Source organism: Actinomycetospora cinnamomea (assembly GCF_003096675.1).
Taxonomy (GTDB): domain Bacteria; phylum Actinomycetota; class Actinomycetes; order Mycobacteriales; family Pseudonocardiaceae; genus Actinomycetospora; species Actinomycetospora cinnamomea.
Genome location: NZ_QEKW01000008.1, coordinates 168,453 through 190,211, shown reverse-complemented (window position 1 = coordinate 190,211; position 21,759 = coordinate 168,453). Strand labels below are relative to the sequence as shown.

Annotated in this window: 24 protein-coding genes; 19 read left to right on the top strand and 5 right to left on the bottom strand. The window is 76.8% G+C overall.

Translation table 11 applies throughout. The annotated features are described in order from the left end of the window. Nucleotides 1–103: 103 nt before the first annotated feature. The gene (locus C8D89_RS16875) at nucleotides 104–1,243 is read left to right on the top strand and encodes a PucR family transcriptional regulator (RefSeq protein ID WP_243418173.1); all 1,140 of its coding nucleotides are present in this window, start codon (nucleotides 104–106) and stop codon (nucleotides 1,241–1,243) included. A 1-nt stretch (nucleotide 1,244) separates the two neighbouring features. On the opposite strand, the gene dapD is transcribed toward C8D89_RS16875, so the two are convergent. Beyond that, a complete protein-coding gene (dapD, locus tag C8D89_RS16870) occupies nucleotides 1,245–2,258 on the bottom strand; it encodes a 2,3,4,5-tetrahydropyridine-2,6-dicarboxylate N-succinyltransferase (RefSeq protein WP_116709274.1) in 1,014 nt (337 codons plus the stop codon). Between the two features lie 19 nt (nucleotides 2,259–2,277). Here dapD and C8D89_RS16865 point away from each other — a divergent pair, with 19 nt between their 5' ends. Beyond that, complete coding sequence (locus tag C8D89_RS16865; RefSeq protein ID WP_165825751.1) at nucleotides 2,278–2,934, top strand: DUF1275 family protein; 657 nt, start codon at nucleotides 2,278–2,280, stop codon at nucleotides 2,932–2,934. A gap of 54 nt (nucleotides 2,935–2,988) precedes the next feature. Further along, a complete protein-coding gene (dapE, locus tag C8D89_RS16860) occupies nucleotides 2,989–4,068 on the top strand; it encodes a succinyl-diaminopimelate desuccinylase (RefSeq protein WP_116709273.1) in 1,080 nt (359 codons plus the stop codon). A 93-nt stretch (nucleotides 4,069–4,161) separates the two neighbouring features. On the opposite strand, the gene wrbA is transcribed toward dapE, so the two are convergent. Both wrbA and C8D89_RS16850 read right to left on the bottom strand, forming a co-directional pair. Further along, the gene (gene wrbA, locus C8D89_RS16855) at nucleotides 4,162–4,794 is read right to left on the bottom strand and encodes an NAD(P)H:quinone oxidoreductase (protein ID WP_116709272.1); all 633 of its coding nucleotides are present in this window, start codon (nucleotides 4,792–4,794) and stop codon (nucleotides 4,162–4,164) included. Nucleotides 4,795–4,888: 94 nt separating this feature from the next. After that, on the bottom strand, nucleotides 4,889–6,139 hold the full coding sequence (locus tag C8D89_RS16850) for a chloride channel protein (protein WP_116709271.1): 1,251 nt from the start codon (nucleotides 6,137–6,139) through the stop codon (nucleotides 4,889–4,891). 184 nt (nucleotides 6,140–6,323) lie between these two features. Here C8D89_RS16850 and C8D89_RS16845 point away from each other — a divergent pair, with 184 nt between their 5' ends. The 9 genes from C8D89_RS16845 (at nucleotide 6,324) to C8D89_RS16805 (ending at nucleotide 13,060) form a co-directional block, all read left to right on the top strand. Further along, nucleotides 6,324–7,121, top strand: coding sequence for an LOG family protein (locus C8D89_RS16845; RefSeq protein WP_116709270.1), 798 nt, complete (start codon nucleotides 6,324–6,326; stop codon nucleotides 7,119–7,121). Next, the gene (locus C8D89_RS16840) at nucleotides 7,118–7,681 is read left to right on the top strand and encodes an LOG family protein (protein ID WP_116709269.1); all 564 of its coding nucleotides are present in this window, start codon (nucleotides 7,118–7,120) and stop codon (nucleotides 7,679–7,681) included. Before C8D89_RS16845 ends, C8D89_RS16840 begins: the two co-directional genes overlap by 4 nt. Continuing rightward, nucleotides 7,681–8,550, top strand: coding sequence for a dihydropteroate synthase (gene folP, locus C8D89_RS16835; protein ID WP_116709268.1), 870 nt, complete (start codon nucleotides 7,681–7,683; stop codon nucleotides 8,548–8,550). The genes C8D89_RS16840 and folP overlap by 1 nt, the downstream gene beginning before the upstream one ends. Before the next feature lie 63 nt (nucleotides 8,551–8,613). Continuing rightward, nucleotides 8,614–9,561 carry a glucosyl-3-phosphoglycerate synthase gene (locus C8D89_RS16830; RefSeq protein WP_116709267.1) on the top strand — a complete coding sequence of 316 codons (948 nt, stop codon included), beginning with the start codon at nucleotides 8,614–8,616 and terminating at the stop codon, nucleotides 9,559–9,561. A 26-nt stretch (nucleotides 9,562–9,587) separates the two neighbouring features. Then, a complete protein-coding gene (locus tag C8D89_RS31155) occupies nucleotides 9,588–10,064 on the top strand; it encodes a DivIVA domain-containing protein (protein WP_116709266.1) in 477 nt (158 codons plus the stop codon). A gap of 34 nt (nucleotides 10,065–10,098) precedes the next feature. Beyond that, nucleotides 10,099–10,563, top strand: coding sequence for an SRPBCC family protein (locus C8D89_RS16820; RefSeq protein WP_116709265.1), 465 nt, complete (start codon nucleotides 10,099–10,101; stop codon nucleotides 10,561–10,563). Between the two features lie 4 nt (nucleotides 10,564–10,567). Next, nucleotides 10,568–11,173, top strand: a complete 606-nt coding sequence (locus C8D89_RS16815; protein ID WP_116709264.1) for a DNA-3-methyladenine glycosylase I — start codon at nucleotides 10,568–10,570, stop codon at nucleotides 11,171–11,173. A 142-nt stretch (nucleotides 11,174–11,315) separates the two neighbouring features. After that, nucleotides 11,316–11,483, top strand: a complete 168-nt coding sequence (locus C8D89_RS16810; RefSeq protein WP_116709263.1) for a DUF3117 domain-containing protein — start codon at nucleotides 11,316–11,318, stop codon at nucleotides 11,481–11,483. A gap of 29 nt (nucleotides 11,484–11,512) precedes the next feature. Next, a complete protein-coding gene (locus tag C8D89_RS16805) occupies nucleotides 11,513–13,060 on the top strand; it encodes a leucyl aminopeptidase family protein (RefSeq protein WP_243418172.1) in 1,548 nt (515 codons plus the stop codon). 725 nt (nucleotides 13,061–13,785) lie between these two features. Here the strand turns inward: C8D89_RS16805 and C8D89_RS16800 are convergent. Continuing rightward, nucleotides 13,786–14,568 (bottom strand): O-methyltransferase, encoded by a 783-nt coding sequence (locus C8D89_RS16800; RefSeq protein WP_133251934.1) that lies wholly within the window; start codon nucleotides 14,566–14,568, stop codon nucleotides 13,786–13,788. Nucleotides 14,569–14,770: 202 nt separating this feature from the next. Between C8D89_RS16800 and sigE the strand changes: the two genes are divergently transcribed. The 5 genes from sigE to C8D89_RS16775 all read left to right on the top strand — a co-directional run bounded on the left by sigE (nucleotide 14,771) and on the right by C8D89_RS16775 (nucleotide 19,316). After that, nucleotides 14,771–15,451 carry an RNA polymerase sigma factor SigE gene (gene sigE, locus C8D89_RS16795; RefSeq protein ID WP_165825750.1) on the top strand — a complete coding sequence of 227 codons (681 nt, stop codon included), beginning with the start codon at nucleotides 14,771–14,773 and terminating at the stop codon, nucleotides 15,449–15,451. Beyond that, nucleotides 15,448–16,125, top strand: a complete 678-nt coding sequence (locus C8D89_RS16790) for a zf-HC2 domain-containing protein (protein WP_116709262.1) — start codon at nucleotides 15,448–15,450, stop codon at nucleotides 16,123–16,125. The genes sigE and C8D89_RS16790 overlap by 4 nt, the downstream gene beginning before the upstream one ends. 143 nt (nucleotides 16,126–16,268) lie before the next feature. Beyond that, entirely contained in the window at nucleotides 16,269–17,951 is a 1,683-nt protein-coding gene (locus C8D89_RS16785) for a S1C family serine protease (protein ID WP_207787267.1), read from the top strand. 8 nt (nucleotides 17,952–17,959) lie between these two features. Further along, complete coding sequence (gene tatB, locus C8D89_RS16780) at nucleotides 17,960–18,406, top strand: Sec-independent protein translocase protein TatB (protein ID WP_116709261.1); 447 nt, start codon at nucleotides 17,960–17,962, stop codon at nucleotides 18,404–18,406. A 73-nt stretch (nucleotides 18,407–18,479) separates the two neighbouring features. Next, nucleotides 18,480–19,316: an adenylate/guanylate cyclase domain-containing protein gene (locus tag C8D89_RS16775; protein ID WP_243418171.1), complete on the top strand. Its 837-nt coding sequence runs from the start codon at nucleotides 18,480–18,482 to the stop codon at nucleotides 19,314–19,316. Here C8D89_RS16775 and C8D89_RS16770 read toward each other — a convergent pair. After that, entirely contained in the window at nucleotides 19,222–19,737 is a 516-nt protein-coding gene (locus C8D89_RS16770; protein WP_116709260.1) for a MarR family winged helix-turn-helix transcriptional regulator, read from the bottom strand. The genes C8D89_RS16775 and C8D89_RS16770 overlap by 95 nt on opposite strands. Nucleotides 19,738–20,192: 455 nt before the next feature. Between C8D89_RS16770 and rsgA the strand changes: the two genes are divergently transcribed. Beyond that, nucleotides 20,193–21,242 (top strand): ribosome small subunit-dependent GTPase A, encoded by a 1,050-nt coding sequence (gene rsgA / locus C8D89_RS16765; RefSeq protein ID WP_243418170.1) that lies wholly within the window; start codon nucleotides 20,193–20,195, stop codon nucleotides 21,240–21,242. A 243-nt stretch (nucleotides 21,243–21,485) separates the two neighbouring features. Beyond that, complete coding sequence (locus C8D89_RS29320; RefSeq protein ID WP_165825749.1) at nucleotides 21,486–21,749, top strand: hypothetical protein; 264 nt, start codon at nucleotides 21,486–21,488, stop codon at nucleotides 21,747–21,749. Nucleotides 21,750–21,759: the final 10 nt, after the last annotated feature.

The window sequence follows — 21,759 nt, the reverse complement described above, 5'->3', positions numbered from 1 at the left end:
AGTGCTTCTTGTCGTCGCGACACCAATGACCCCGGGAACCGTCGTCCGGGGTGGCCGCGCCGCCGACACCGCGCGGCCGCCACGCCAGAGGTGGTGTGTGATCGTGAGCTCCGCGGCCCTGACCACCGCGATCGAGCGTCGCGTGCCCGAGCTCCTGGCCGAGGCCCGCGAGGCGCTCGCGTGCCGGGTGCCCGACTACGCGCGCTTCCTCGTCGAGCACGAGCAGGAGGTGACCGCGGGCGTCCTCGCGGTACTGGGCCGGGTCCTGTCGCGGGCCCAGGACGGGGAGGCCGAGCGCGCGGAGGAGCGGGAGTTCTTCGAGGAGCTCGGCCGCTCGCAGTGGCGCGAGGGCCGGGACCTGCCCGACCTGCTCGCCGTCTACCAGATCGGGGTCCGGGTCTTCTGGCACCACGTCTCGGCGGCCGCCCTCGAGGTGGGGCTCACGCCGGACGCCGTGGCGGCCCTCGCCGAGACCGTCTTCTTCTTCGTCGACCGGCTCTCGTCGGCGTCGGCACACGGCTACGTCCTGGAGCAGGAGGAGGCCGGGGCGCTGCGCGAGCGCCACCGCGAGGAGCTCGTCGACGTCATGCTCGCCGAGCCGGCCGACCCGGCCGCGGTCCGCGCCGCGGCCCGGCGCGCCGACTGGCCGGTGCCGGAGAAGGTCGCGGTGGTCCTCGTCGAGCCCGAGGACGCCACGGGGCGCCGCGCGCTCTCCCGGCTCGACCCGGACGCCCTGCCGATCCGCCGCCCGCCGCTGGTCGGGGCGGTCGTGCCGGCGCGCTCCCGCGCGGGCGGCCGGGCCGCGCTCGCGGGACTGCTGCGGGGCGCGCACGCGACCGTGGGCGCCCCGGTGCCGCCCGAGCGCCTCGCCCAGAGCCTGCAGCTGGCCGAGATCGCCGCGCGGCTGACGAAGGAGCACCTGCTCTGCGACGACCCCGTCTTCGTCGCCGACCACCTCGACGCAATCATCGTCCACCGCGACCGGCGGCTGCTCGACGCGCTCGGCGAGCAGGTCCTGGCCCCGCTCGAGGCCTGCCCGCCCTCCTCGCGCGACCGGCTGCGCGAGACCCTGCGGTCGTGGCTGTGGCACATGGGCGACCGCCGGGCCATGGCCGAGGAGCTGCACGTCCACCCGCAGACGATCCGCTACCGGCTCGGACGCCTGCACGATCTCTACGGCGACGCGCTCCACGACCCCGAGGTCCGGGCCCGGTTGACCCTCGCCCTGGTCTGGCGGGACTGACTCAGTCGTTGGCGTGCAGGGCGGTGTTGAGCTCGACCTTCGCGCCCTCGGTACGCGGCAGGGCGTGGACGGCGCCGCTGACCGAGTCGCGGCGGAAGAGCAGTCCGGAGCGCCCGGAGAGCTCGACGGCCTTCACCACGGCACCCGTATCGGCGTGCTGATCATCAAAGAGGGTGACCCGGGTGCCGGCGGTGACGTAGAGGCCGGCCTCGACGACGCAGTCGTCGCCCAGCGAGATGCCCAGCCCGGCGTTGGCGCCGACCAGGCAGCGCTCGCCCACCGAGACGACCTCCTTGCCGCCGCCCGAGAGCGTCCCCATGATCGACGCGCCGCCGCCGACGTCCGAGCCGTCGCCCACGACGACCCCGCCGGAGATGCGCCCCTCGACCATCGAGGTGCCCAGCGTGCCGGCGTTGAAGTTGACGAAGCCCTCGTGCATGACGGTGGTGCCGTGTGCGAGGTGCGCGCCGAGGCGCACGCGGTCGGCGTCGCCGATGCGCACGCCGGACGGGATGACGTAGTCGACCATCCGCGGGAACTTGTCGACCGCGTAGACCGTGACCGGCCCGCGGCCGCGCAGGCGGGCGCGCACGCGCTCGAAGTCGGGCACGGGGCAGGGGCCGTGGTTGGTCCACACCACGTTGGCGAGGTGGCCGAAGATGCCGGACAGGTCGACCTCGTGCGGGCGCACCAGCCGGTGGGAGAGCAGGTGCAGGCGCAGGTAGACGTCGTAGGCGGTGGCGGGCGGGCCGGTGAGGTCGGCGACGGTGCGCACCGCGACGACCTCGACGCCGCGGTCCTGGTCGGTGCCCAGCGCGTCGACCAGCGACGGCTCGAGCTCCCCGGCCGGGACGACGACGGTGCCCGGCTCCTCGGCCATGCCCCCGCCGACGTCACCGCCCGCCTCCGTCAGCTCGGGCAGCGGGTACCAGGTGTCGAGGACGGTGCCGTCGAGGGCCAGTGTGGCCAGGCCGACGCCGAGGGCGCGGGTGGGGCGCGGGGCGGGGGTGCTCATCGCCCGTCAGGCTATCCCGGTGGCGCATCCTCACGCGGGACAGCGGGGGCCGGTCCGGGTGGCGACGGCGTCGACGCTGCTCGCGGCCGCCGCCGGCGTGGTCGACCTGTGGGCGGTGACGAGCCTCGGCGGGCCGTTCGCCGGGGTCGTGACCGGCAACCTCGTCACCCTCGGCGGCGCGGCCGGGCGCGGTGACGGGACGGCGCTCGTGTCGCCGCTGGTGGCGGTGCTCGGGTTCGCCCTCGGTGCTGCGGGGTGGTCGTTCGCCGGACGCCGCCGACCCGCGGCGCTCGCCCGGCCGCTGGCGGCCGAGCTCGTCGTGCTCGTCGGGCTCGCGGTCGCCTGGCCCCTGGTCGTGCCGGGGCCGACGGTGCTGCTCGTCCTGCTGGCGGGCGCCGCGCTCGCGATGGGGGCCCAGAGCAGCACGGCGCTGCGGCTCGGCGAGTCGACGACCTACCTCACCGGCACGCTGACCGGCGCGGTGGCCGTGCTGGTCACCGGTGGCCCGCCGCGGCGCGTCCTGGCGCTGCGCCAGCTCGTCGCGCTCGTGCTCGGGGCGGCCGTGGCGGCGGTGCTGCTCGGGGCGGCGCGATGGTCGGTGCCCCTGCTCGCCGTGGCCCTGGTGGTCGCCGCGCTGCTCGTGCTCGGGCGCCCGCCCGCCGACGCCGACGGGTGAGGGCGGGCGACACACCACGCACACCGACCGAACGCCCCGTTAGCCTCCCGCCCCGTGAGCGCCCCGCCCGTCACCCTGGACCTGCTCGCCGACCCGGTGTCGTTGACCGCCGCCCTGGTCGACGTGCCGAGCGTGTCGGGCGACGAGGCGGCGCTGGCCGACGCCGTGCAGTCCGCGCTCGCGGCGCAGGCCCCGCACCTGGAGCTGCTGCGCTCCGGGGACGCGGTGCTCGCCCGCACCCGGCTCGGCCGTGCGCGGCGCGTGCTGCTGGCCGGGCACCTCGACACCGTCCCGATCGCCGACAACGTCCCCTCGCGACGGGAGGGCGCGACGCTCTACGGCTGCGGGACCAGCGACATGAAGTCGGGCGTCGCCGTGATGACCCACCTCGCCGCCGCACTCGCCGAGCCCGCCCTCGACGTGACGCTGGTGCTCTACGACTGCGAGGAGGTCGAGGCCGCGCGCAACGGGCTCGGGCGCCTCGAGCGCGAGCATCGCGACTGGCTCGACGCCGACCTCGCGCTGCTCGGCGAGCCGACCAACGGGCAGGTCGAGGCGGGGTGCCAGGGCACGATGCGCGTCGTGGTGCGCACGTCCGGGCGGCGCGCGCACTCGGCGCGGTCGTGGCTGGGCGCCAACGCGATCCACGCCGCGGCGCCGGTGCTGGCGCGGCTGGAGAGCTACCGCGCCCGCGAGGTCGACATCGACGGTTGCGTCTACCGCGAGGGCCTGCAGGCGGTGCGCATCGCGGGCGGCGTCGCGGGCAATGTCGTGCCTGACACGTGCGAGGTGACGGTCAACTTCCGCTTCGCCCCGGACCGGTCGCTCGACGATGCCCGCACGCACCTGGGCAAGGTGTTCGACGGGTTCGACGTCACCGAGACCGACGCGGCGCCCGGGGCGCTGCCGGGGCTCGCGGAGCCCGCGGCCGCCGACTTCGTCGCGGCGACGGGCACCACCCCGGTGGCCAAGTACGGCTGGACCGACGTGTCCCGCTTCGCGGCCCTCGGGATCCCGGCGCTGAACTTCGGCCCCGGCGACCCGAACCTCGCCCATACGCGCGAGGAGTCGGTACCGGTCGAGGCCGTCACGGCCGCGACGGACGTCCTGCGCGCCTACCTCGGCCGCGGCTGAACGGAGCAGCCTGGAGTTGTCAGCGGTGTGGCACCGCAGACGTTCAGTGTCCGTGGTGCCACACCGCTGACATCGAGGGCTCGGCCGAACGGCTCAGACCGCGGCGACTTCGCTGCGGCCGGCGACGAGCTGGCGCGTGACGGTCGCGATGCGCTCGCCGGCGTACTGCGTGGCCTGGCGCGTCTCGTCCGAGATCGGGATCGAGCCCTGGCCGTCGACGTGCGAGGGGCCGTAGGGGTTCCCCGTCCGGAACTGGATCGGGTCGGTGTAGCCCGGGGTCACGAGCACGCCGCCGAAGTGGTGGATCGTGTTGTAGAGCGCGAGCAGCGTCGACTCCTGACCGCCGTGGGCGGTCGCGGTCGAGGTGAACCCGGAGTACACCTTGTCCGCCAGCTGACCCTGCGCCCACTGCGGGCCGAGGGTGTCGATGAACTGCTTGAGCTGCGCGGTGACGTTGCCGTAGCGGGTCGGCGTGCCGAACACGACGGCGTCGGCCCACAGCACGTCGTCGGCCGTGGCCTCGGGGACGTCGGCGGTCTCCTCGAGGTGGCGCTGCCAGGCCTCGTTGGACGCGATCGCCTCCTGCGGCGCGAGCTCGCGCGCCTTGCGGATGCGCACCTCGGCGCCCGCGTTCTCCAGGCCCTTGGCGTACTCCTGCGCCAGCGCGTGGATCGTGCCGGTGGAGCTGTAGTAGATGATCGCCACCTTGGGCGTGACCGTGGCCACGGGGGTGCCTCCCGGAGTCGAGAACTGTTGTGCGTTCAACAACGGGTGCCACGGGATCCCGGGCGCGAAACCGGCGATCAGCCGGACGCGGGGCTCACTCGTGCTCCGGCGCGGGGAGGTGCTCGCCCGCGAGCGCGGTCACCGCAGCTGCGGCCCCCGCCCCGACGACGAGAGGGACGAGCGCCGAGAGCGGCAGGAAGACCAGCAGGATCAGCACGACCGCGAGCGGGCGGCGCAGCACCACCCCGACGGCGGCGGCGGCACTGGCGGCGAGCAGCGCGGTCACCGGGGCCGTGGGCGCGAGCGCCCCGACGGCCAGGCCCGTCGCCATCCCGGCGAGGACGACCGGGAAGATCTGCCCGCCGAACCAGCCCCCGGCGAGGCAGGACAGGGTGGCGACGATCTTGAGCAGGGCGAGCCCGAGCAGGGCGCCGGCGCCGGCACCGGCCGCCACGAGCGCCTCCACCTCGTGCTCGCCGGAGAACAGGGTCAGGGGCACCGCCGCCCCGCAGACGCCGAGCAGGAGGCCGGCGACCGCGGCGCGCAGCACCGGGGAGGGGAGGGCGCGGGCGGCCAGGCGACGCAGCGGGCCGGTCGCGAGCGCCACCGCCAGCCCGACGGCGAGGCCGGGCAGCGCGGCCACCACCGACCACCCCAGGATGCCGAGCAGGGCGCTCGCGGATCCCGACGGCAGCTCGGGCAGGTCGTAGCGCAGCCCGTGCCCGTCGGGCAGCACGAGCAGCAGGGCGACGAGACCGGTCACCGCGGCGACGAGCCCGGGGCCGAGCAGGCGGACCGTCCGCGCGCGCCCGCCGGGCTCCGCCGCCAGCGCCACGGCCCCCAGCGGCCCGCCGAACAGCCCCGAGAGCGCCCCGGCGGCCGAGATCGTCACCGCCTCGGCCCGCGACAGCCGCAGGATTCGCGCCACACGCTCGCCGACCCCGGCGGCCAGCAGCAGCAGCGGTGCCTCGGGGCCCAGCGACGCGCCGGCGCTCAACGACACGATCCCCAGCACCCCCGCGCGCAGCAGCCAGGTCGGCTTGCGTAGCGGGGGCGGTCCCGCGTCGGCCTCGGGAGCGCTCAGGTCGGCGTCGAGGCGGGCGAGGGCGTCGTCGAGGTCGTGCGGGGTGTCGGCGTCGTGGCGCCGCCGCAGGAGGCCCACGACGAGCCCGCCCGCGACGCACACGGCGGGGGTCACGAGCCACACCGGCCCCGGCAGCCGCGGGCGGTAGCCGTCCCAGACGAGGTCGATGCCGAGGCGCACGAGCAGGAGGTAGACCCCCGCGAGCGCGCCGACGGCGGCGCCGAGCAGGGCCGCGAGCCCCAGCGTGCGTGCCGTCGCCATCCCCGTCCTCCGCCGCGACCGTGACGCGGGTGGGCAGGATAGCCCGGTCCCGCCGGTCCGAGGCCTGCGCTTCCCCGCGCGGTGGGCCCACGGCCGGGCCCCGTTCGGGTCGGGCTCCTAGGCTCCGGGGCATGACCGGGAGACGCAGCGGAGGTCGACCCATCCGGCGCGCGGAGCCGCCCCGATGAGCGAGCGACCGGACCTGCTGCACGACGACCCCGCCGGCCGGGACGCGACCTCGCCGCGCCCGACGACGATCGACCGCCGGCGCGCCGAGCACCGCGACCCGGCCCGGCTGTCGTCCACCACCGACCAGCGCCTGCTCGACTCGCGCGGCCCGGCCGACTGGGTGCACTCCGACGCCTGGCGCATCCAGCGCATCCAGGCCGAGTTCGTCGAGGGCTTCAGCGTGCTGGCCGAGATCCCGCGCGCGGTGACGGTGTTCGGCTCGGCCCGCACCTCGCCCGGACATCCCGACTACGAGCGCGGCGTCGCGCTCGGCGGGGCGCTGGCGCGGGCGGGCTACGCCGTCATCACCGGCGGGGGACCCGGCGTGATGGAGGCCGCCAACCGCGGCGCGTCCGAGGCTGGCGGGCTGTCGGTCGGGCTGGGGATCGAGCTGCCCTTCGAGCAGGGCCTCAACCCGTGGGTCGACCTCGGCGTCGGGTTCCGCTACTTCTTCGCGCGCAAGACGATGTTCGTGAAGTACGCGCAGGCCTTCGTCTGCCTGCCCGGCGGGTTCGGGACGCTCGACGAGCTGTTCGAGGCGCTGGTGCTCGTGCAGACCGGCAAGGTCACCCGGTTCCCGGTGGTGCTGCTCGGCACCGAGTACTGGGGCGGGCTCGTCGAGTGGCTCGCCGGCCCGGCCGTCGACGCCGGGACGATCAGCAAGGGCGACGTCGAGCTGATCCACCTCACCGACGACATCGACGAGGTCGTGACCATCGTCGAGGAGGGGTTCCGCGAGGTCGTGGGGTCGTGAGGATCTGCGTGTTCTGCGCGTCCGGACCGGTGCCGGACGCGGCGCTCGACCTGGCCGCGGAGGTGGGGACGGCGATCGCCGCGCGCGGCTGGAGCCTGGTCTCCGGCGGTGGGCGGGTGTCGATGATGGGTGCCGTCGCCCGCGCCGCCCGGGCGGGCGGCGCGGGGACCGTGGGCGTGATCCCCGAGGCGCTGGTGGCCCACGAGGTCGCCGACGACGAGGCCGACGAGCTCGTGGTCGTCGCGGACATGCGCATCCGCAAGCGGGAGATGGACGAGCGCTGCGACGCCGTCCTCGCGCTGCCCGGCGGGCTGGGCACGCTCGAGGAGCTGTTCGAGGCGTGGACCTCGCGCGCGCTCGGGATGCATGACAAGCCGGTGGTGGTGCTCGACCCGGAGGGTCACTACGACCCGCTGTTCGCCTGGCTCGACGGGCTTCGTGGCACCGGCTTCGTCTCCGCGCGCGGAATGGCGGGCGTGGTGCGCGTCGCGGGGATCGGGGCCGCCCTCGACGCGCTCGACCCGGCGGTCAGCACGTCGCGCGTGTCAGGATCGGGGTGATGTCCGCTCGTCCCGACCGGCCGCTGCTGCCCGACGACGGGCGGATCGCGGTGATGGCGATCGTCAACCGCACGCCCGACTCGTTCTACGACCGGGGCTCGGCGTGGGACCCCGGTGCGGCGCTGCACGCGGTGGACCGCGCGGTCGCCGAGGGCGCGGACGTGATCGACGTCGGCGGGGTCAAGGCAGGCCCCGGGCCCGGGGTGGGCGTCGCCGAGGAGCTGCGCCGGGTGCTTCCGACCGTCGAGGCCGTGCGCGCCCGGTACCCCGAGGTCGCGATCAGCGTCGACACGTGGCGCGCCGAGGTGGCGCGCGAGGTGTGCGCGGCGGGCGCCGACCTGCTCAACGACACCTGGGCGGGCGTGGACCCGCGCCTCGGCGAGGTCGCGGCCGAGTTCGGGGCGGGCATCGTGTGCTCGCACACCGGCGGCGCCGTGCCGCGTACCCGCCCGCACCGCGTGCGCTACGTCGACGTCGTGGCCGACGTGGTCGCCGAGGTGACCCGCCAGGCCGAGGCGCACGAGCGCGCGGGGGTCCATCCGTCCCGGATCCTCGTCGACCCGACCCACGACTTCGGCAAGAACACCTTCCACGGTCTCGAGCTGCTGCGTCGCCTCGAGGAGATCGTGGCGCTCGGGCGCCCGGTGCTCATGGCGCTGTCGAACAAGGACTTCATCGGCGAGACCCTCGGCACCAGCGAGGTCACCGAGCGCCTCGAGGGCACCCTGGCCGCCACGGCCGTCGCGGCCCGCGCCGGCGCGCGGATGTTCCGCGCCCACGAGGTCGCCGCCACCCGTCGGGTCGTCGACATGGTCTCCGCCATCCGCGGCGACCGCGCCCCGGTCCGGACCGTCCGTGCTTTGGCCTAGCGGCCTCGTGAGTGCTTGTCCGTGCCGGGGCACGGACAAGCACTCACGAGCGCGGAGCGCAAAGTGAGGGCCGCGACGGAGGAGTGGTTCGCGCGGCGGACGTGGCCGCGGCCGCCGTGGACCGCCGGGGAGCTGGTCGCCGCCAAGCGGGGGCGGACGGTCTCCGTCGTGCTCCCCGCCCTCGACGAGGAGGCCACGGTCGGCGGGGTCGTCGCCGCCGTGCGCCCGCTGCTCGGCACGCTGGTCGACGAGCTCGTGGTCGTCGACTCCGGCTCCACCGACGCCACCGCCGAGCGCGCCCGCGCGGCCGGCGCGCGCGTCGTGGCCCGCGACGAGGTGCTGCCCGACGTCCCGGTGCGCCCGGGCAAGGGCGAGGTGCTGTGGCGCTCGCTGGCCGCGACGTCCGGCGACCTCGTCGTCTTCCTCGACTCCGACCTCGTCGACCTCGGCCCCGGCTTCGTCGTCCACCTGCTCGGGCCGCTGCTGACCGCCGACGGGGTGGCGCTGGTCAAGGGCTTCTACCACCGACCGTTGCGGATCCCTGCTCCCGGTAGGACCGAGGACGACGCCGCCCTCACCGGCGGCGGGCGGGTCACCGAGCTCACCGCCCGCCCCGCCCTGGCCGCCCTGCGTCCCGAGCTCGCCGGGGTCATCCAGCCCCTCGGCGGCGAGTACGCCGCCACCCGCGAGCTGCTCGAGTCCCTGCCCTTCGCCGCCGGCTACGGCGTGGAGATCGGGCTGCTGCTCGACACCCACCGCGAGCGGGGCCTCGATGCCATCGCGCAGGTCGACCTGGGCGTCCGCAAGCACCGGCACCGCGGCCTGCGCGCCCTGGGCGCCACCGCGGCCGAGGTGCTCGACGCCGTCCTGCGCCGCTGTGTGCCGGCCCACCCGGGCAGCGACCCGCTGACCCAGTTCGTGCCCGTCGACGGCGACTGGCTCCCCGACGAGCAGCACGTGGCCACGGCCGACCGCCCGCCCCTGGCCACCCTGCGGGCCACCGGCGCCTGACGCCCTCACCCCTACGATCGGGGGCCATGGGCAGCGCGCTGGTGTACGTGATCGTGGTCGGCCTCGTGGCCGCCGCGGTCTACCTGGTCGCCGCCTTCGTCTTCGGTCGCGGCGAGGAGCTGGCGCCCATGCCGCCCGGCGCCACGCCGACGCGCCTGCCCGCCCGCGACCTCACCGGCGGCGACGTCCGCGACCTGCGCTTCCAGCAGGCCCTGCGCGGCTACAAGTGCAGCGAGGTCGACTGGGCGCTGGAGCGCCTCGCGGCCGAGGTCGACGCCCTGCGTGCCCGCCTGGAGGCGATGGAGGGTGCGGCCGAGGCGACGCCGACGACCCGCAACGGGCACGCCGCTCCGTCGTCCGCCCCCTCGTCCGGCGGGCTCGCCGACCCGTCCCCGACCGACCCGACCGTGCGCGCGGGGGCCGACGGTGGTGATGCCGGCGGCTCCGGCGCGTCGTCGGGGGCGTTGCGGGGAATGACCGGCGTCGAGGGCCCGCGGCGCTGAGCCGCGGGGGAGACGCGGCAGGCAGGAGCCCGGCGTGGCACGAGCAGAGATCGCGGTGTCGGTCGACATCGACGCCCCGGTCGAGACGGTGTGGCGCGAGGTCATGGACTGGGAGTCCCAGGGCGAGTGGATGATGGGCACCCGCGTGCGCGTCACCCACGGCGACGGGGTGAGCCCGGGGACCCGCGTGGCCGCCTTCACCGGCGTCGGGCCCGTCGGGGTCACCGACCACATCGAGCTCGTCGGGTGGGAGCCGCCGCACCGCGCCACCGTCCGCCACGTCGGGCGGATCATCCGCGGCAGCGGGGTCTTCACCGTCGCCGAGCGCACCACCGCCGACGGGCGCAAGGGGTCGACGTTCACCATGAGCGAGTACCTCGACCTGCCCCTGGGTCCCCTGGGCGCCGCCGGCTGGCCGCTGGTCAAGCCGGTCTTCGCCTGGGGGCTGCAGCGCTCGCTCGACGAGCTGGCCCGCCGCTGCGAACGGGCGGCACGGTGACCCCGTGACGGCCGCGGTCGTCGGCCCGGACGGCGTCGGCCGCTGCCCCTGGGGCGCGGGGGACGGCCTGCTCGCCGAGTACCACGACACCGAGTGGGGCCGGGCGCTGCGCGGCCGCGACGCGCTGTTCGAGCGCATCAGCCTCGAGGCGTTCCAGTCGGGGCTCTCCTGGCTCGTCGTGCTGCGCAAGCGCCCCGCGTTCCGCGCCGCGTTCGCGGGTTTCGACCCCGAGGCCGTGGCGGCGTTCGGCGACGACGACGTCGCCCGCCTGCTCGCCGACGCCGGCATCGTCCGCAACCGCGCCAAGATCGCGGCGACGATCGCCAACGCCCGGGCGGTCCTCGGTCTCGCCGAGCGGGGCGAGGACCTGGACACCCTGCTCTGGTCGTTCGCGCCGCCCCCGCGCGAGGCGCCGCCGGCCGACTTCTCCGACGTCCCCGCCACCACCGCGGAATCGACCGCCATGGCGACGGCGCTGCGCGCCCGCGGCTTCCGGTTCGTGGGCCCGACGACGTGCTACGCGCTCATGCAGGCGACGGGGATGGTCGACGACCACGTCGCCGGGTGCTTCCGCGCGGTGGACGCCGCGGGGCCGCGCAGCGGCCCCTGACCGGGGGCGGACACGCCCGGGTGATCGCTCCGGTGTCGTGCCGGTCGGGTGCATGGTGAAGAATCGTCGCCTGTCACACGGCGCTCGCTCCCCGGGGTGACCCGGGGGACGGGGACGACGCAGCTCGCGGAGGGAGCACGCTATGGCGGCCATGAAGCCCCGGACCGGTGACGGTCCCCTCGAGGTCACCAAGGAGGGGCGCGGCATCGTGATGCGCGTGCCGCTCGAGGGTGGGGGGCGCCTCGTCGTCGAGATGACCGCCGACGAGGCGGGCGACCTGCGGGAGGCCCTGCAGGGCGTGATCGGCTGAGCGCCCCCACGCCGGGCGGGGGCGAGACGGTGTCCGCCACCGCGGCCGAGACCGTGCCCTTCGCCGCCCCCGCCCTGCCCACCCCGCTCGCCGAGCTCACCCCCGCCCCGCCGCCGGAGGCCGTCGCCACCCTGCGCTGGCGGCGCCGTGACGAGCCCGCCGCCGAGTCCTCCACCGGGTCCTCCACCGACGACCCCGGCCCTGCGGTCGAGGGTGCGCCGCCCGGCTGGAAGCCGTCGGCCGGCGCGGTCGTCGCGCTGCCCGGTCCGGCGCCCGGCCACTGGCTGGTCGGCGTCGGGGAGGGCCGCGGCCGCGACTGGCGCGCGGCCGGGGCCGCGGCCGTCCGGGCCCTGCGCGACGCCTCGTCCGCGGCCCTGGACGGCAGCGGCTCCCACAGCAGGTCCGACGGCGACGGTGCCGAGCGCCGCGTCGCCGCCCTGCGTCCCGACCGGCCCGAGGACGCCCCCGCCACGGCGGACGAGTGGGCCGCCCTGGCCGTGGGGGTCGTCCTCGGCTCCCACCGCTTCACCGTCCGGGCGGGGGACCGCCCGGCGCTACGCGTGCACCTCGACGTCCCCGCCGAGCACTTCGGGGTCGTCAACCGCGCCGTCGAGCTCGCGCACGCCACCGCCCGGGCCCGCGACCTCGCCGACACCCCGTCGGGCACCAAGTCGCCCGCCTGGTTCGCCGCCACCGCCACGGCGCTGGTCGCGGACGCCGACGGCCTCGGGGTCATGGTCCGCGACGAGACCTGGCTCGCCGAGCAGGGCTTCGGCGGCGTGCTGGCCGTGGGCGGCGGGTCGTCCCGCCCCCCACGGCTGCTCGAGCTGAGCTGGGCGCCCGACGACGCCCGCGGCGAGCACGTCGTGCTCGTCGGGAAGGGCATCACGTTCGACACCGGCGGCATCTCGATCAAGCCGAACGCGGGCATGGCCGACATGCGCACCGACTGCGCCGGCGGCGCCGCGGTCGTGGCCGCGCTGCGCGCGCTGGCCCGGCTGCGCGTCCCGGTGCGGGTCACGGGCCTCGTGCCGCTCGCCGAGAACCACGTGTCGGGCTCGTCCTACCGGCCCGGCGACGTCGTGCGGCACCGCGGCGGCACGACCACCGAGGTCACCAACACCGACGCCGAGGGCCGCATGGTGCTCGCCGACGCCATCGCCTACGCCCTGGACGAGCTCGCGCCGGACGTGGTGGTCGACGTCGCCACGCTCACCGGGGCGATGAAGGTCGCGCTCGGCGTGCGCACCGGCGGGGTGTTCGCCAGCGCCCCCGCCCTGCGCACGGCCCTCGTCGACGCCGGCGACGCGACGGGCGAGGCGTGGTGGCCGATGCCGCTGTCGGCCGACCTCGACCCGGACGTCGACTCGACCATCGCCGACGTGCGCCAGGCCCCGGGCGGGCCCGGGGCGATCGCGGCCGCGCTGTTCCTGCGCCGCTTCACCGCGGGGCGGCCGTGGATCCACCTCGACATCGCGGGCCCGGCGCGCTGTGACAGCCCCCACGAGGAGGTCGCCAAGGGCGCCACGGGCTTCGCCGCCCGCACCCTCGTCGAGTTCTGCGCCTCCCGCGCCTGACGCGTCCACTCGCCGAGTCGCAGGACGAGCATCGGCGCTGCCCCCGAGCAGGTCCCGGCACCGGGCCATCAGGGTCCGCGCGCCGTCCTCGGGCGGTGAGGTGGTCACGGGGTTTCGACGTGCCGGCCGCGCCGACGATTCCGTCTGCCTGCCGGGCCGAGGCGTCCCGGCCGACCTATGGCCAAGATCGCGCCGCGGCCGACGAGCTCGTGGGGCCGTGGTGGCTGCTCGACGGTCCCGGGAGCTAGGCACAAGATCGCATCGAGAGCGACAGCTCCGGGCCGGCGCGCCTGCGCTCGCCCCCGCCGACCGAGGCCACGAACGGCCCGTTCGCTCCACCGTATGCAGCGAACGGCACGTTCGCTCAACTGGGAGCGCGGAGCAAGGGCCGCCTTCGCCGCGTCGGGCACCGCGAGGGACGCCTTGGCTGCTCGGCGCGCAGCGAGGGACGCCTTCGCTGCTCGCTCCGGGGCGCTCGCGCGGTGCCGAGCTCGACGCGATCTTGTGCCGAGCTCCCGCCGGACCGGCGGGGCCGCCTCCCCGGGCGTGCGCCGCGAGGACGTCGGCCCCGACGCGATCTTGTGCATAGGTCCGCCGGACTCCGACGCCGCGGGCCGGGATCAAGTCGTCAGGGCCCGGTGGAGCAGCGGCCCGCCGGGACGAGCCCGGCCCCGGCGATCCCGAGCCACAGGACCGTCGGCGGGAGGCGGCCGGCGATGGCGGGGTCAGCGGCGGGCGGCGCAGAGCAGTCCGTGCGCCACGGGCAGCAGCAGCGGCACGAGGCGCTCGTCCTCGCGCACCGCGCGCACCGTCTCCCGCAGGGCGCCGAAGACGGCCTCGCGGCGCACCGGGTCGGCCACGCGGCCCTGCCAGAGCACGTCGTCGAGCACCACCACGCCGCCGGGGCGCAGCAGCCGCAGCGAGGCCTCGAGGTCGCGGGGGAAGTCGGTGGTCGCACCGTCGACGACCACGAGGTCGTAGCCGGCGTCGGAGAGCCGCGGCAGCACCTGCCGCGACGAGCCGGCGATCATGCGCACGCGCCCGGCGGCGAACCCCGCCTCGACGCACGCGGCCCGGGCCTGCGCCTGGCGCTCGCCGTCGGGATCGATGCTGGTCAGCAGGCCGTCGGCGGGCATTCCGCGCAGCAGCGCCACGGTGCCGAGCCCTAGTCCGGTGCCGATCTCGACGACGGCGCGCGCCCGCGTGGACGCGGCCAGGAAGGTCAGCGCGGCCGCGGTCGCGGGCGCGACGGGGACGACCCCCGCCGCGACCGAGCGCTCGCGCAGGCGTGCGAGCAGCTCGTCCTCCTCGACGAAGGACGACGCGCGCTCCGCGACGCGGGTGGCCGCCCGCGTGTCGTCGCCGACCGGGACCTCGGGGGCCGGGACGTCCGCGGGGTCGTCGGCGTCGGCAGGGCGGCGGACCGCGCGCAGGGCCCGGGGCGTGCCGCGCAGGCTCCCGCCTCGCCCCCCGTGCCCCCCGCGCCCGCCCGGGCGTCCCGTCGCCATCAGGGCAGGCTAGATCGTCCCCGGGCCCGGGGCGGCGTGCCGCGCCGACACGCCGATGACCCGGTCGGGCCACACCCCGGCTCCTCCGGAAACTCAGCCGCCTCTCAGGCCGACCTCACCTCGGTGACATGCCCGCCCGAGAGGGTGGGGGCCACGTCGGCGCCCCGACCGACGCCCGCACGAGCGAGGAGCCCGTACGCCGATGGCCGACCGCCCCGCCCCTGCCGCCGACGCGCTCCCCGGCACCGCGCCGGAGGGGCACGGACCGTCCGCGCGGGGGACGGCCACCGCGCTCCTCGAGCGGGAGGACGCGGTCGACGCCGACGACGGTCCCGAGGCGGAGACCCCCTGGGTGCCGCCCACCTGGGACGACGTCGTGCGGCAGCACGCCGACCGCGTCTACCGTCTCGCCTTCCGCCTCACCGGCGACGCCCACGACGCGGAGGACCTGACGCAGGAGACCTTCATCCGCGTCTTCCGCTCGCTGGCCGGCTACAAGCCCGGCACGTTCGAGGGCTGGCTGCACCGCATCACCACCAACCTCTTCCTCGACATGGTCCGCCGCCGCGCGCGCCTGCGGATGGAGGGCCTGCCCGAGGACACCGACCGGCTGCCCGGCGGCGGGCCCGACCCCGAGCAGGTGTGGTCCGACGCCCACCTCGACCCCGACCTGCAGGGCGCCCTGGACGCGCTCGCCCCCGAGTTCCGCGCCGCCGTCGTGCTCTGTGACGTCGAAGGGCTCTCGTACGAGGAGATCGCAGCGACGCTCGGTGTCAAACTGGGGACCGTGAGGAGCCGAATCCACCGTGGGCGCCAGGCGCTGCGCTCCGCGCTCGAGGCCCGCGCCGCCGAGAGGTCGGCCGCACCGGGGAGCGCGACGTGATCGCCGGACGCGGCGGCTCCGGCTGGTCGCGCCGCTTCACCGATGCGGGTCACCTCGCGCTCGACGCCGTCGTGGCCTTCGTCGACGACGAGCTCCCGCCCGGGCCGGCCCACCGCGCGGCGGCGCACGTCGATCGGTGCCTGTCCTGCGCCGGCGAGGTCGCCGCCCAGCGCCAGGCGCGTCGCCGTGTGCGCACCGCCGAGTGCCCGTCCGTGCCCAGCGGCCTGCTGACCGCCCTGCGCTCGATCCCCGACGCCGCGCCGCTGCCCGAGCCGCCCGCCGGTCTCTCGGTCGACTCCGACGGCTCGCTCGTGGTGCCGGTCGGCGCCCCCGACGGGAGCGCCGACGCCCGCCGGCGCCGCCGCGGTCGCCGTCGCGGGTTCGGCGTCCCGGTCGCGGTCGGCTCCGGGGTGGTCGTCGGCGCTGCGGCGCTGGTTGCGATCACCGGGCCGGCCGTGGTGGCCGGCGGTTCGAGCAACGGGGCGCCCGCCGGCGCGTCGGTGCGTCCGAGCTCGACCGCGGCCGCCACGGACCTCACCGTGCGCCGGGACGGCGGCGCCGCGCCGGTGGCCCCGGTGTCCGCCGGCGCGCCGGCCCCGACGCCCGCCCCGACCCCCACGCCCGCCCCGGCACCGGCGTCCGGCCCGGCGCTGCACGGACCCGGCGCGCCCTGAGACCGGCACACCGCTGACGGCTCCTTCACCCCCACGGTCGCAGGCTGTGACCGTGTCGACGCGGGTCCGGCCGCGAGGCTCTACGGTGGAGGGGCCATGAGCACCACGAGCCTGTCCACCCCGGGTGACGTCCGGGAGGCGCGATGACCGGACCCACCGACGACCGGGGCGAGGCGACGAACGGGCACGGCACGCCCGCGCGGCCGTCCCGCAACGGCCACGTCGCGACCGGGCAGGTCGCGGGCGGTGTCCCCGCCCACGGTGGCTCCGCGAACGGTGCCCCGACGAACGGGCACGAGGCGAACGGTGCCCTCACGAACGGGCACGAGACGAACGGGCACGAGACGAACGGGCACGAGACCAACGGGCACGGCGCCGGCGAGCGTGAGCTGGCCGCGGTGTTCGGGCGCCCGGCGGGCGTGGAGGGCGCCTTCGGCGGGCCCCCGAGCGACACGGTGCGCCACCCACCGCCCGTCCGCCGCGAGCCCCCGGCCCCGGCGCTGGTGGCCGCGTTCGGGCGGCCCGAGGGCGGCGCCGCCACCTCGCTGCAGCGCCCCGACCGGCCCGCCGACCGTCGTGCCGACCGCCGGGCCGACCGCGAGGACGAGCCCGGCGACTTCTGGGACGGCGGGACCGCGTCCGCCGACCCGTGGCGCGACCCCGACGCGGCCGCCGAGCTCGGCGGCCCGGCGCTGGGGGAGCAGCGGACCCGCAGCAGCACCCCGCCCGTCGGGCCCCGGCTCTCCGCGCGGGAGCTGATCCTCGGCCGGCGCGTGCAGCCCACCGCGCTGGCCCTGCTCGCCGTCGTCGCGCTGCTGCTGGGCGCGGTGGGCGGCGTCACCGGCTGGGCGGTCGCGGGCGGCGCGGACAGCCTCGTCGACCCGGGCGCCACGCTGACACCGGTCGAGCCCGGGCGGGAGCGCCCGCCGGGGTCGGTGGCCGAGGTCGCCGGGCGGGTCGCCCCGGCCGTCGTCTCCCTCGAGCTGCAGGCCGGCACGAGCGGCGGCACCGGCTCGGGAGTCGTGCTCAGCCCGGACGGCTACATCGTCACCAACAACCACGTCGTCGAGCTCGCCGCCACCGACCCGCGGGCGAGGCTCGAGGCGGTGTTCGCCTCGCGTCTGCGCGCGCCGGCGCGGGTGGTCGGGCGCGACCCGCAGACCGACATCGCCGTGGTCAAGGTCGACCTGGCGAACCCCGTCGTGGCGCAGCTGGGCCGCTCGTCGGCCCTGCGCGTGGGCGACGGCGTCATCGCGATCGGCTCGCCCCTGGGCCTGGCCGGCACGGTCACCGAGGGCATCGTGAGCTCGCTCGACCGCCCGGTGCGCCTCGACGCCGAGTCCGCCGAGGCCAACCCCGTCATCGACGCCATCCAGACCGACGCGGCCATCAACCCGGGCAACTCCGGGGGCGCGCTCGTGGACACCTCGGGCGCGGTCGTCGGCATCAACACCGCCATCCGCACGCTCGGCGGCGGCGAGGGCGGCTCGATCGGGCTGGGCTTCGCGATCCCGATCGACGACGTCCGCGTGATCGCCGAGTCGATCATCCGCACCGGCGGTTACACCCACAGCGACCTCGGCGTGAACGCGAAGTCCGTCACGGACGGAGCCGCGGACGGTGCGCAGGTGCTCAACGTGCGCCAGGGTGGACCCGCGTCGCGCGCCGGGCTGCTGGAGGGCGACGTGGTCCTTCGGGTCGACGACCGCCCGATCGCCTCGGCCGACGAGCTCGTCGTCGCCGTCCGCGACCACCGGCCGGGGTCGGTGGTCACGCTCGGCGTCGTGCGGGAGGGCCGGCCGCTGGCGCTGCAGGTCACGCTCTAGGAGGTCGGGTGTTCGACAACATCGGCTGGCCGGAGCTGCTCGTCCTCGCCCTCGTCGGGCTGTTCGTCCTCGGGCCGGAACGGCTCCCGGCGGCCGCGGCGTGGGTCGCGAACACGGTGCGGACCATCCGCGACTACGCCACCGGCGCCCGCGACCAGCTGCGCTCCGAGCTCGGGCCCGAGTTCGACGACCTGCGCAAGCCGCTGGAGGACCTGCGGTCGGTGCGCGACCTCGACCCCCGGCGCGCGGTGCGCCAGCACCTGTTCACCGAGCCGCCCGACGACGGCACGTGGAGCGGGTCGCCCACGCCCGGAACGACCGGCACGCCGGTGACCTCCCTGCCGGCGACCTCGGGACCCGGGGCACCGGCCACCACCCCGGCGTCCCCGCCCGCCCGCGACCGCCGCCCGCTCGGCCCGGGCGAGGTCGCCCCGCTGGACCCGGACGCCACCTGATGCCGGGTGTCCTCCCTCACGAGGCCCCCGTCGTGGCCCGGTTCGCCCGGCAGTAGCTGTTACCGTCGGTAACGTGATCGGTCGCCACGGGGATCCGGTGCGCCGCCGCTTCCGGCTGGCCGACCGTCTCGACAGCGACCCGCGCCTGCTCGCCGCCCTCGAATGGGCCCGCGCGTGGCTGCCCGGCGACAGCGGCTACGGCGACCCGCTGTCGACCGGCGACGACGCCGTCGGCCGCCTCGCCGCGCAGCTCGCGCCGCTGGCCGCGACCCGCCCGAGCGTGCTGCGCGAGCTCGGGCTCACCGCGCTGCAGGTGTGGCAGGCGCACGCCGGGGTGGACGAGCGACCCAGCGACGAGCACCTCGCCGTGCTGTTCACCGACCTCGCGGGCTTCTCCGACTGGACGCTCGAGGTCGGCGACGACGTCGCGGTGCGGGCCCTGCGCCGGGTGGGTGCGGAGGTCGAGCCGCTCGTGCGCCGGCGCGGCCGGGTGGTCAAGCGCCTCGGCGACGGGCTGATGGCCGTCCTCCCCACCGCGGAGGACGCCGTCGAGGCGGCGCTGGCGGCCCGCGACGCGGTCGAGGGGCTCGAGGTCGACGGCCACCACCTGCACCTGCGCGCAGGCGTGCACGTCGGGCGGCCCCAGCAGCTCGGCGGCGACTACTACGGCCGCGACGTCAACATCGCCGCCCGCATCACGGACGTGGCCGGGCCCGGCGAGGTGTGCGTGTCGAGCACGGCCCGCGCCCACCTCGACGGCCGGTTCGCCGTGCGCGCCCGGCCGTCGCCGCGCGGCAAGGGCGTGCCGCCGGACATCACGCCGTGGTGGGTCGATCACCCGTCTCGTGACGCAGCGGGTTCGCCCGCAGGGCGCCCGACGGGTCCAGCCGTCCGAGGATGGCGGCGGTGACGCAGGCCAGCGACGCGACACCGTCGCCGTCCAGCGCGTCGAAGATGAGCCGACGCACCTCGGCGGCGTGTCCGGGCGCGGTCGCGACCACCTTCTCCATGCCCGCGTCGGTGAGCCGCGCGACGGTCACCCGTCCGCTCTCGGGCGACGGCTCGCGCGTCACCCAGCCCTGCGCCTCGAGCCGCGCCACGACGTGCGAGAGTCGGGAGAGCGACGAGTTGACGGTGGCGGCGAGGGCGCTCATGGGCATGGTCCGGCCCGGTTCCTCGGAGAGCATCGCGAGGACCAGGTAGGAGAACTGGGTGAGCCCGGCGTCGCGCTGCAGCTGGGCGTCGAGCGCCGCCGGCAGCAGCGTGATCACCGCCGCGGTTCGCCGCCACGCCCGTTGCTCGTCGTCGTCCAGCCAGGGCCCCTCGTTCATGGGACCAGGTTACTTGATGCTTCAACTCACGTCGCGCACCTTTCGCGGTTGAAGCAACAAAGAGGCGCGCGGTGAGGGCGTCCTCGTCGCCGGGTCGGGCCTCATGACCCACGGGCTGCCCTGCCTCACGCCCGAGATGCTGGCCGGGCGGAGCACGCCGGGCTGGACGGGCGACTTTCGACGCCTGGGCCGCCGAGGCGCTCGACCGCATGGACGGGCACATGTGGGGCCTGTCGCGACGCTCGCTGCAGGTGGCCTGACGGGCGGAAACGGGTGGCGCGCGCCCGCGCCGCCCCGGCACGCTCGGCGCGTCCGTCCCGCACCTGATCGAGGAGATGCCATGGCCGCCCGGTACGGGCGCCATGAAGGCGCCGCCGCCCTCACCTCCTGGTGAGCCCGCCGCCCGCGCCGCGGTCGGGGCGCGCCGGGATCCTCTCCTCGAAGGGTCTCCTCCGTTGTCCCCTGATCTCTCACCTGATCCGGCCCCTGTCCTGTGCCGCTACGGCTGGGACGCCTCCTGGGCGCAGCTCGCCCTCGCGCACCTCGAGTCCGGGCACGTGCCCGGGCGGGTGGCGCGCGTCGACCGCGGCCGGGTCGACGTCCACACCGAGCACGGGCGGCTCCGTGCCGCTCCCGGTCGCGAGGTGCCGGCGGTCGGCGACTGGGTCGTCCTCGCCTCGTCGGTGGTGACGGCCGTCCTGCCCCGCCGCACCGTTCTCACCCGCGCCGACGCGTCGGGCCGCTCCGAGGGCCAGGTCCTGGCCGCCAACGTCGACACGGTCCTGATCGCGGTCCCGGCGGAGGTCGGGTCGCGCCCCGGACGGGTCGAGCGCCTGCTCGCCCTGGCCTGGGAGAGCGGCGCGACGCCGGTGGTCGTGCTCACCAAGGTCGACGGGCTCGAGGATTCCCCGGCCGCCGTCGCCGACCTGGCCCTCGCGGCCCCGGGCGCCGAGGTCGTGGCGGTCAGCGCCGTGACCGGCGAGGGTCTGGACGTGGTGGCCGCGGCCGCGGCGCGTGGCACGACCGTGCTCGTCGGGCCCTCCGGGGCCGGCAAGTCGACGCTGGCCAACGCCCTGCTCGGCGAGGAGGTGCTGGCGGTCGGCGAGGTCCGGGCCCGCGACGGCAAGGGCCGCCACACCACGGCGCACCGGGAGCTGGTGGCCCTGCCCTCGGGCGGCGTGCTGATCGACACCCCCGGACTGCGCGCCGTCGGCGTGCGTGACGCCGCCGAGGGCATCGACCGCGCCTTCACCGACGTCGTCGACCTCGCCGACGCGTGCCGCTTCGCCGACTGCGCCCATGATCACGAACCCGGGTGCGCGGTGCGGGCCGCCGTCGAGGCCGGCGAGCTCCCGGCGCGGCGGTGGGCGGCGTACCGCAAGCTCGTGCGCGAGGACGAGTGGGCCGCGGCCCGCACCGACGCCCGCCTCGCGGCCGAGCGCCGGGCGCGATGGAAGTCGATCGCCAAGGCCCAGCGCGCGGCGTACCGGGAACGGGGGCGATGAACGTGCGGGTGGGCGGGTGACGGTGCGGGTGGGCGGGTGACGGTGCGGGTGGGCGCGGGTGGAGGGAGCGAGGGACGCCCTGGCTGCGTGGGAGGCGGTCGGGGACGCCCTCGCTCCGCCCCGCGCGCCGGACCACGACCCCCGCCACGTGGCGGAGGCGGGGCGCGGCCGGGCAACCACCGCGTGCCCACCGACCGATCGGGTATCCGGCGCGCCCCGATCGACGACGGAGGGAGTACGCGGATGAGCGACGACGGCACGGTGCCGGACAGCGGCATGCAGACCGGCAGCGACGGGGGCGAGCCCGGGGAGAGCACCGTGGGCCCCGCCGACCGCGAGGAGATCGCCGCACTGGAGGCGGAGCCGCCCGGCGAGGACGTCGGTTCCGCCGTCGAGGACGACCCGCGCGTGGCGCAGGCCGCCGCCGACGACGCGCCGCTGCCCGACCAGGCCGCCGCGGGCCCGTCCCCGGACGGGGAGGACCCGGCCTTCCTCGGTCCGGACTAGGCTGCCGAGC

What these genes read in the sequence shown, in the direction of transcription:
- dapD (WP_116709274.1), bottom strand. Translation starts at nt 2,258, where the DNA reads ATGAGCACCCCCGCCCCGCGCCCCACCCGCGCCCTCGGCGTCGGCCTG.
- C8D89_RS29320 (WP_165825749.1), top strand. Translation starts at nt 21,486, where the DNA reads ATGAGCGACGACGGCACGGTGCCGGACAGCGGCATGCAGACCGGCAGC.
- C8D89_RS16845 (WP_116709270.1), top strand. Translation starts at nt 6,324, where the DNA reads ATGAGCGAGCGACCGGACCTGCTGCACGACGACCCCGCCGGCCGGGAC.
- C8D89_RS16785 (WP_207787267.1), top strand. Translation starts at nt 16,269, where the DNA reads ATGACCGGACCCACCGACGACCGGGGCGAGGCGACGAACGGGCACGGC.
- C8D89_RS16800 (WP_133251934.1), bottom strand. Translation starts at nt 14,568, where the DNA reads ATGGCGACGGGACGCCCGGGCGGGCGCGGGGGGCACGGGGGGCGAGGC.
- C8D89_RS31155 (WP_116709266.1), top strand. Translation starts at nt 9,588, where the DNA reads ATGGGCAGCGCGCTGGTGTACGTGATCGTGGTCGGCCTCGTGGCCGCC.
- C8D89_RS16770 (WP_116709260.1), bottom strand. Translation starts at nt 19,737, where the DNA reads ATGAACGAGGGGCCCTGGCTGGACGACGACGAGCAACGGGCGTGGCGG.
- C8D89_RS16850 (WP_116709271.1), bottom strand. Translation starts at nt 6,139, where the DNA reads ATGGCGACGGCACGCACGCTGGGGCTCGCGGCCCTGCTCGGCGCCGCC.
- sigE (WP_165825750.1), top strand. Translation starts at nt 14,771, where the DNA reads ATGGCCGACCGCCCCGCCCCTGCCGCCGACGCGCTCCCCGGCACCGCG.
- folP (WP_116709268.1), top strand. Translation starts at nt 7,681, where the DNA reads ATGTCCGCTCGTCCCGACCGGCCGCTGCTGCCCGACGACGGGCGGATC.
- C8D89_RS16810 (WP_116709263.1), top strand. Translation starts at nt 11,316, where the DNA reads ATGGCGGCCATGAAGCCCCGGACCGGTGACGGTCCCCTCGAGGTCACC.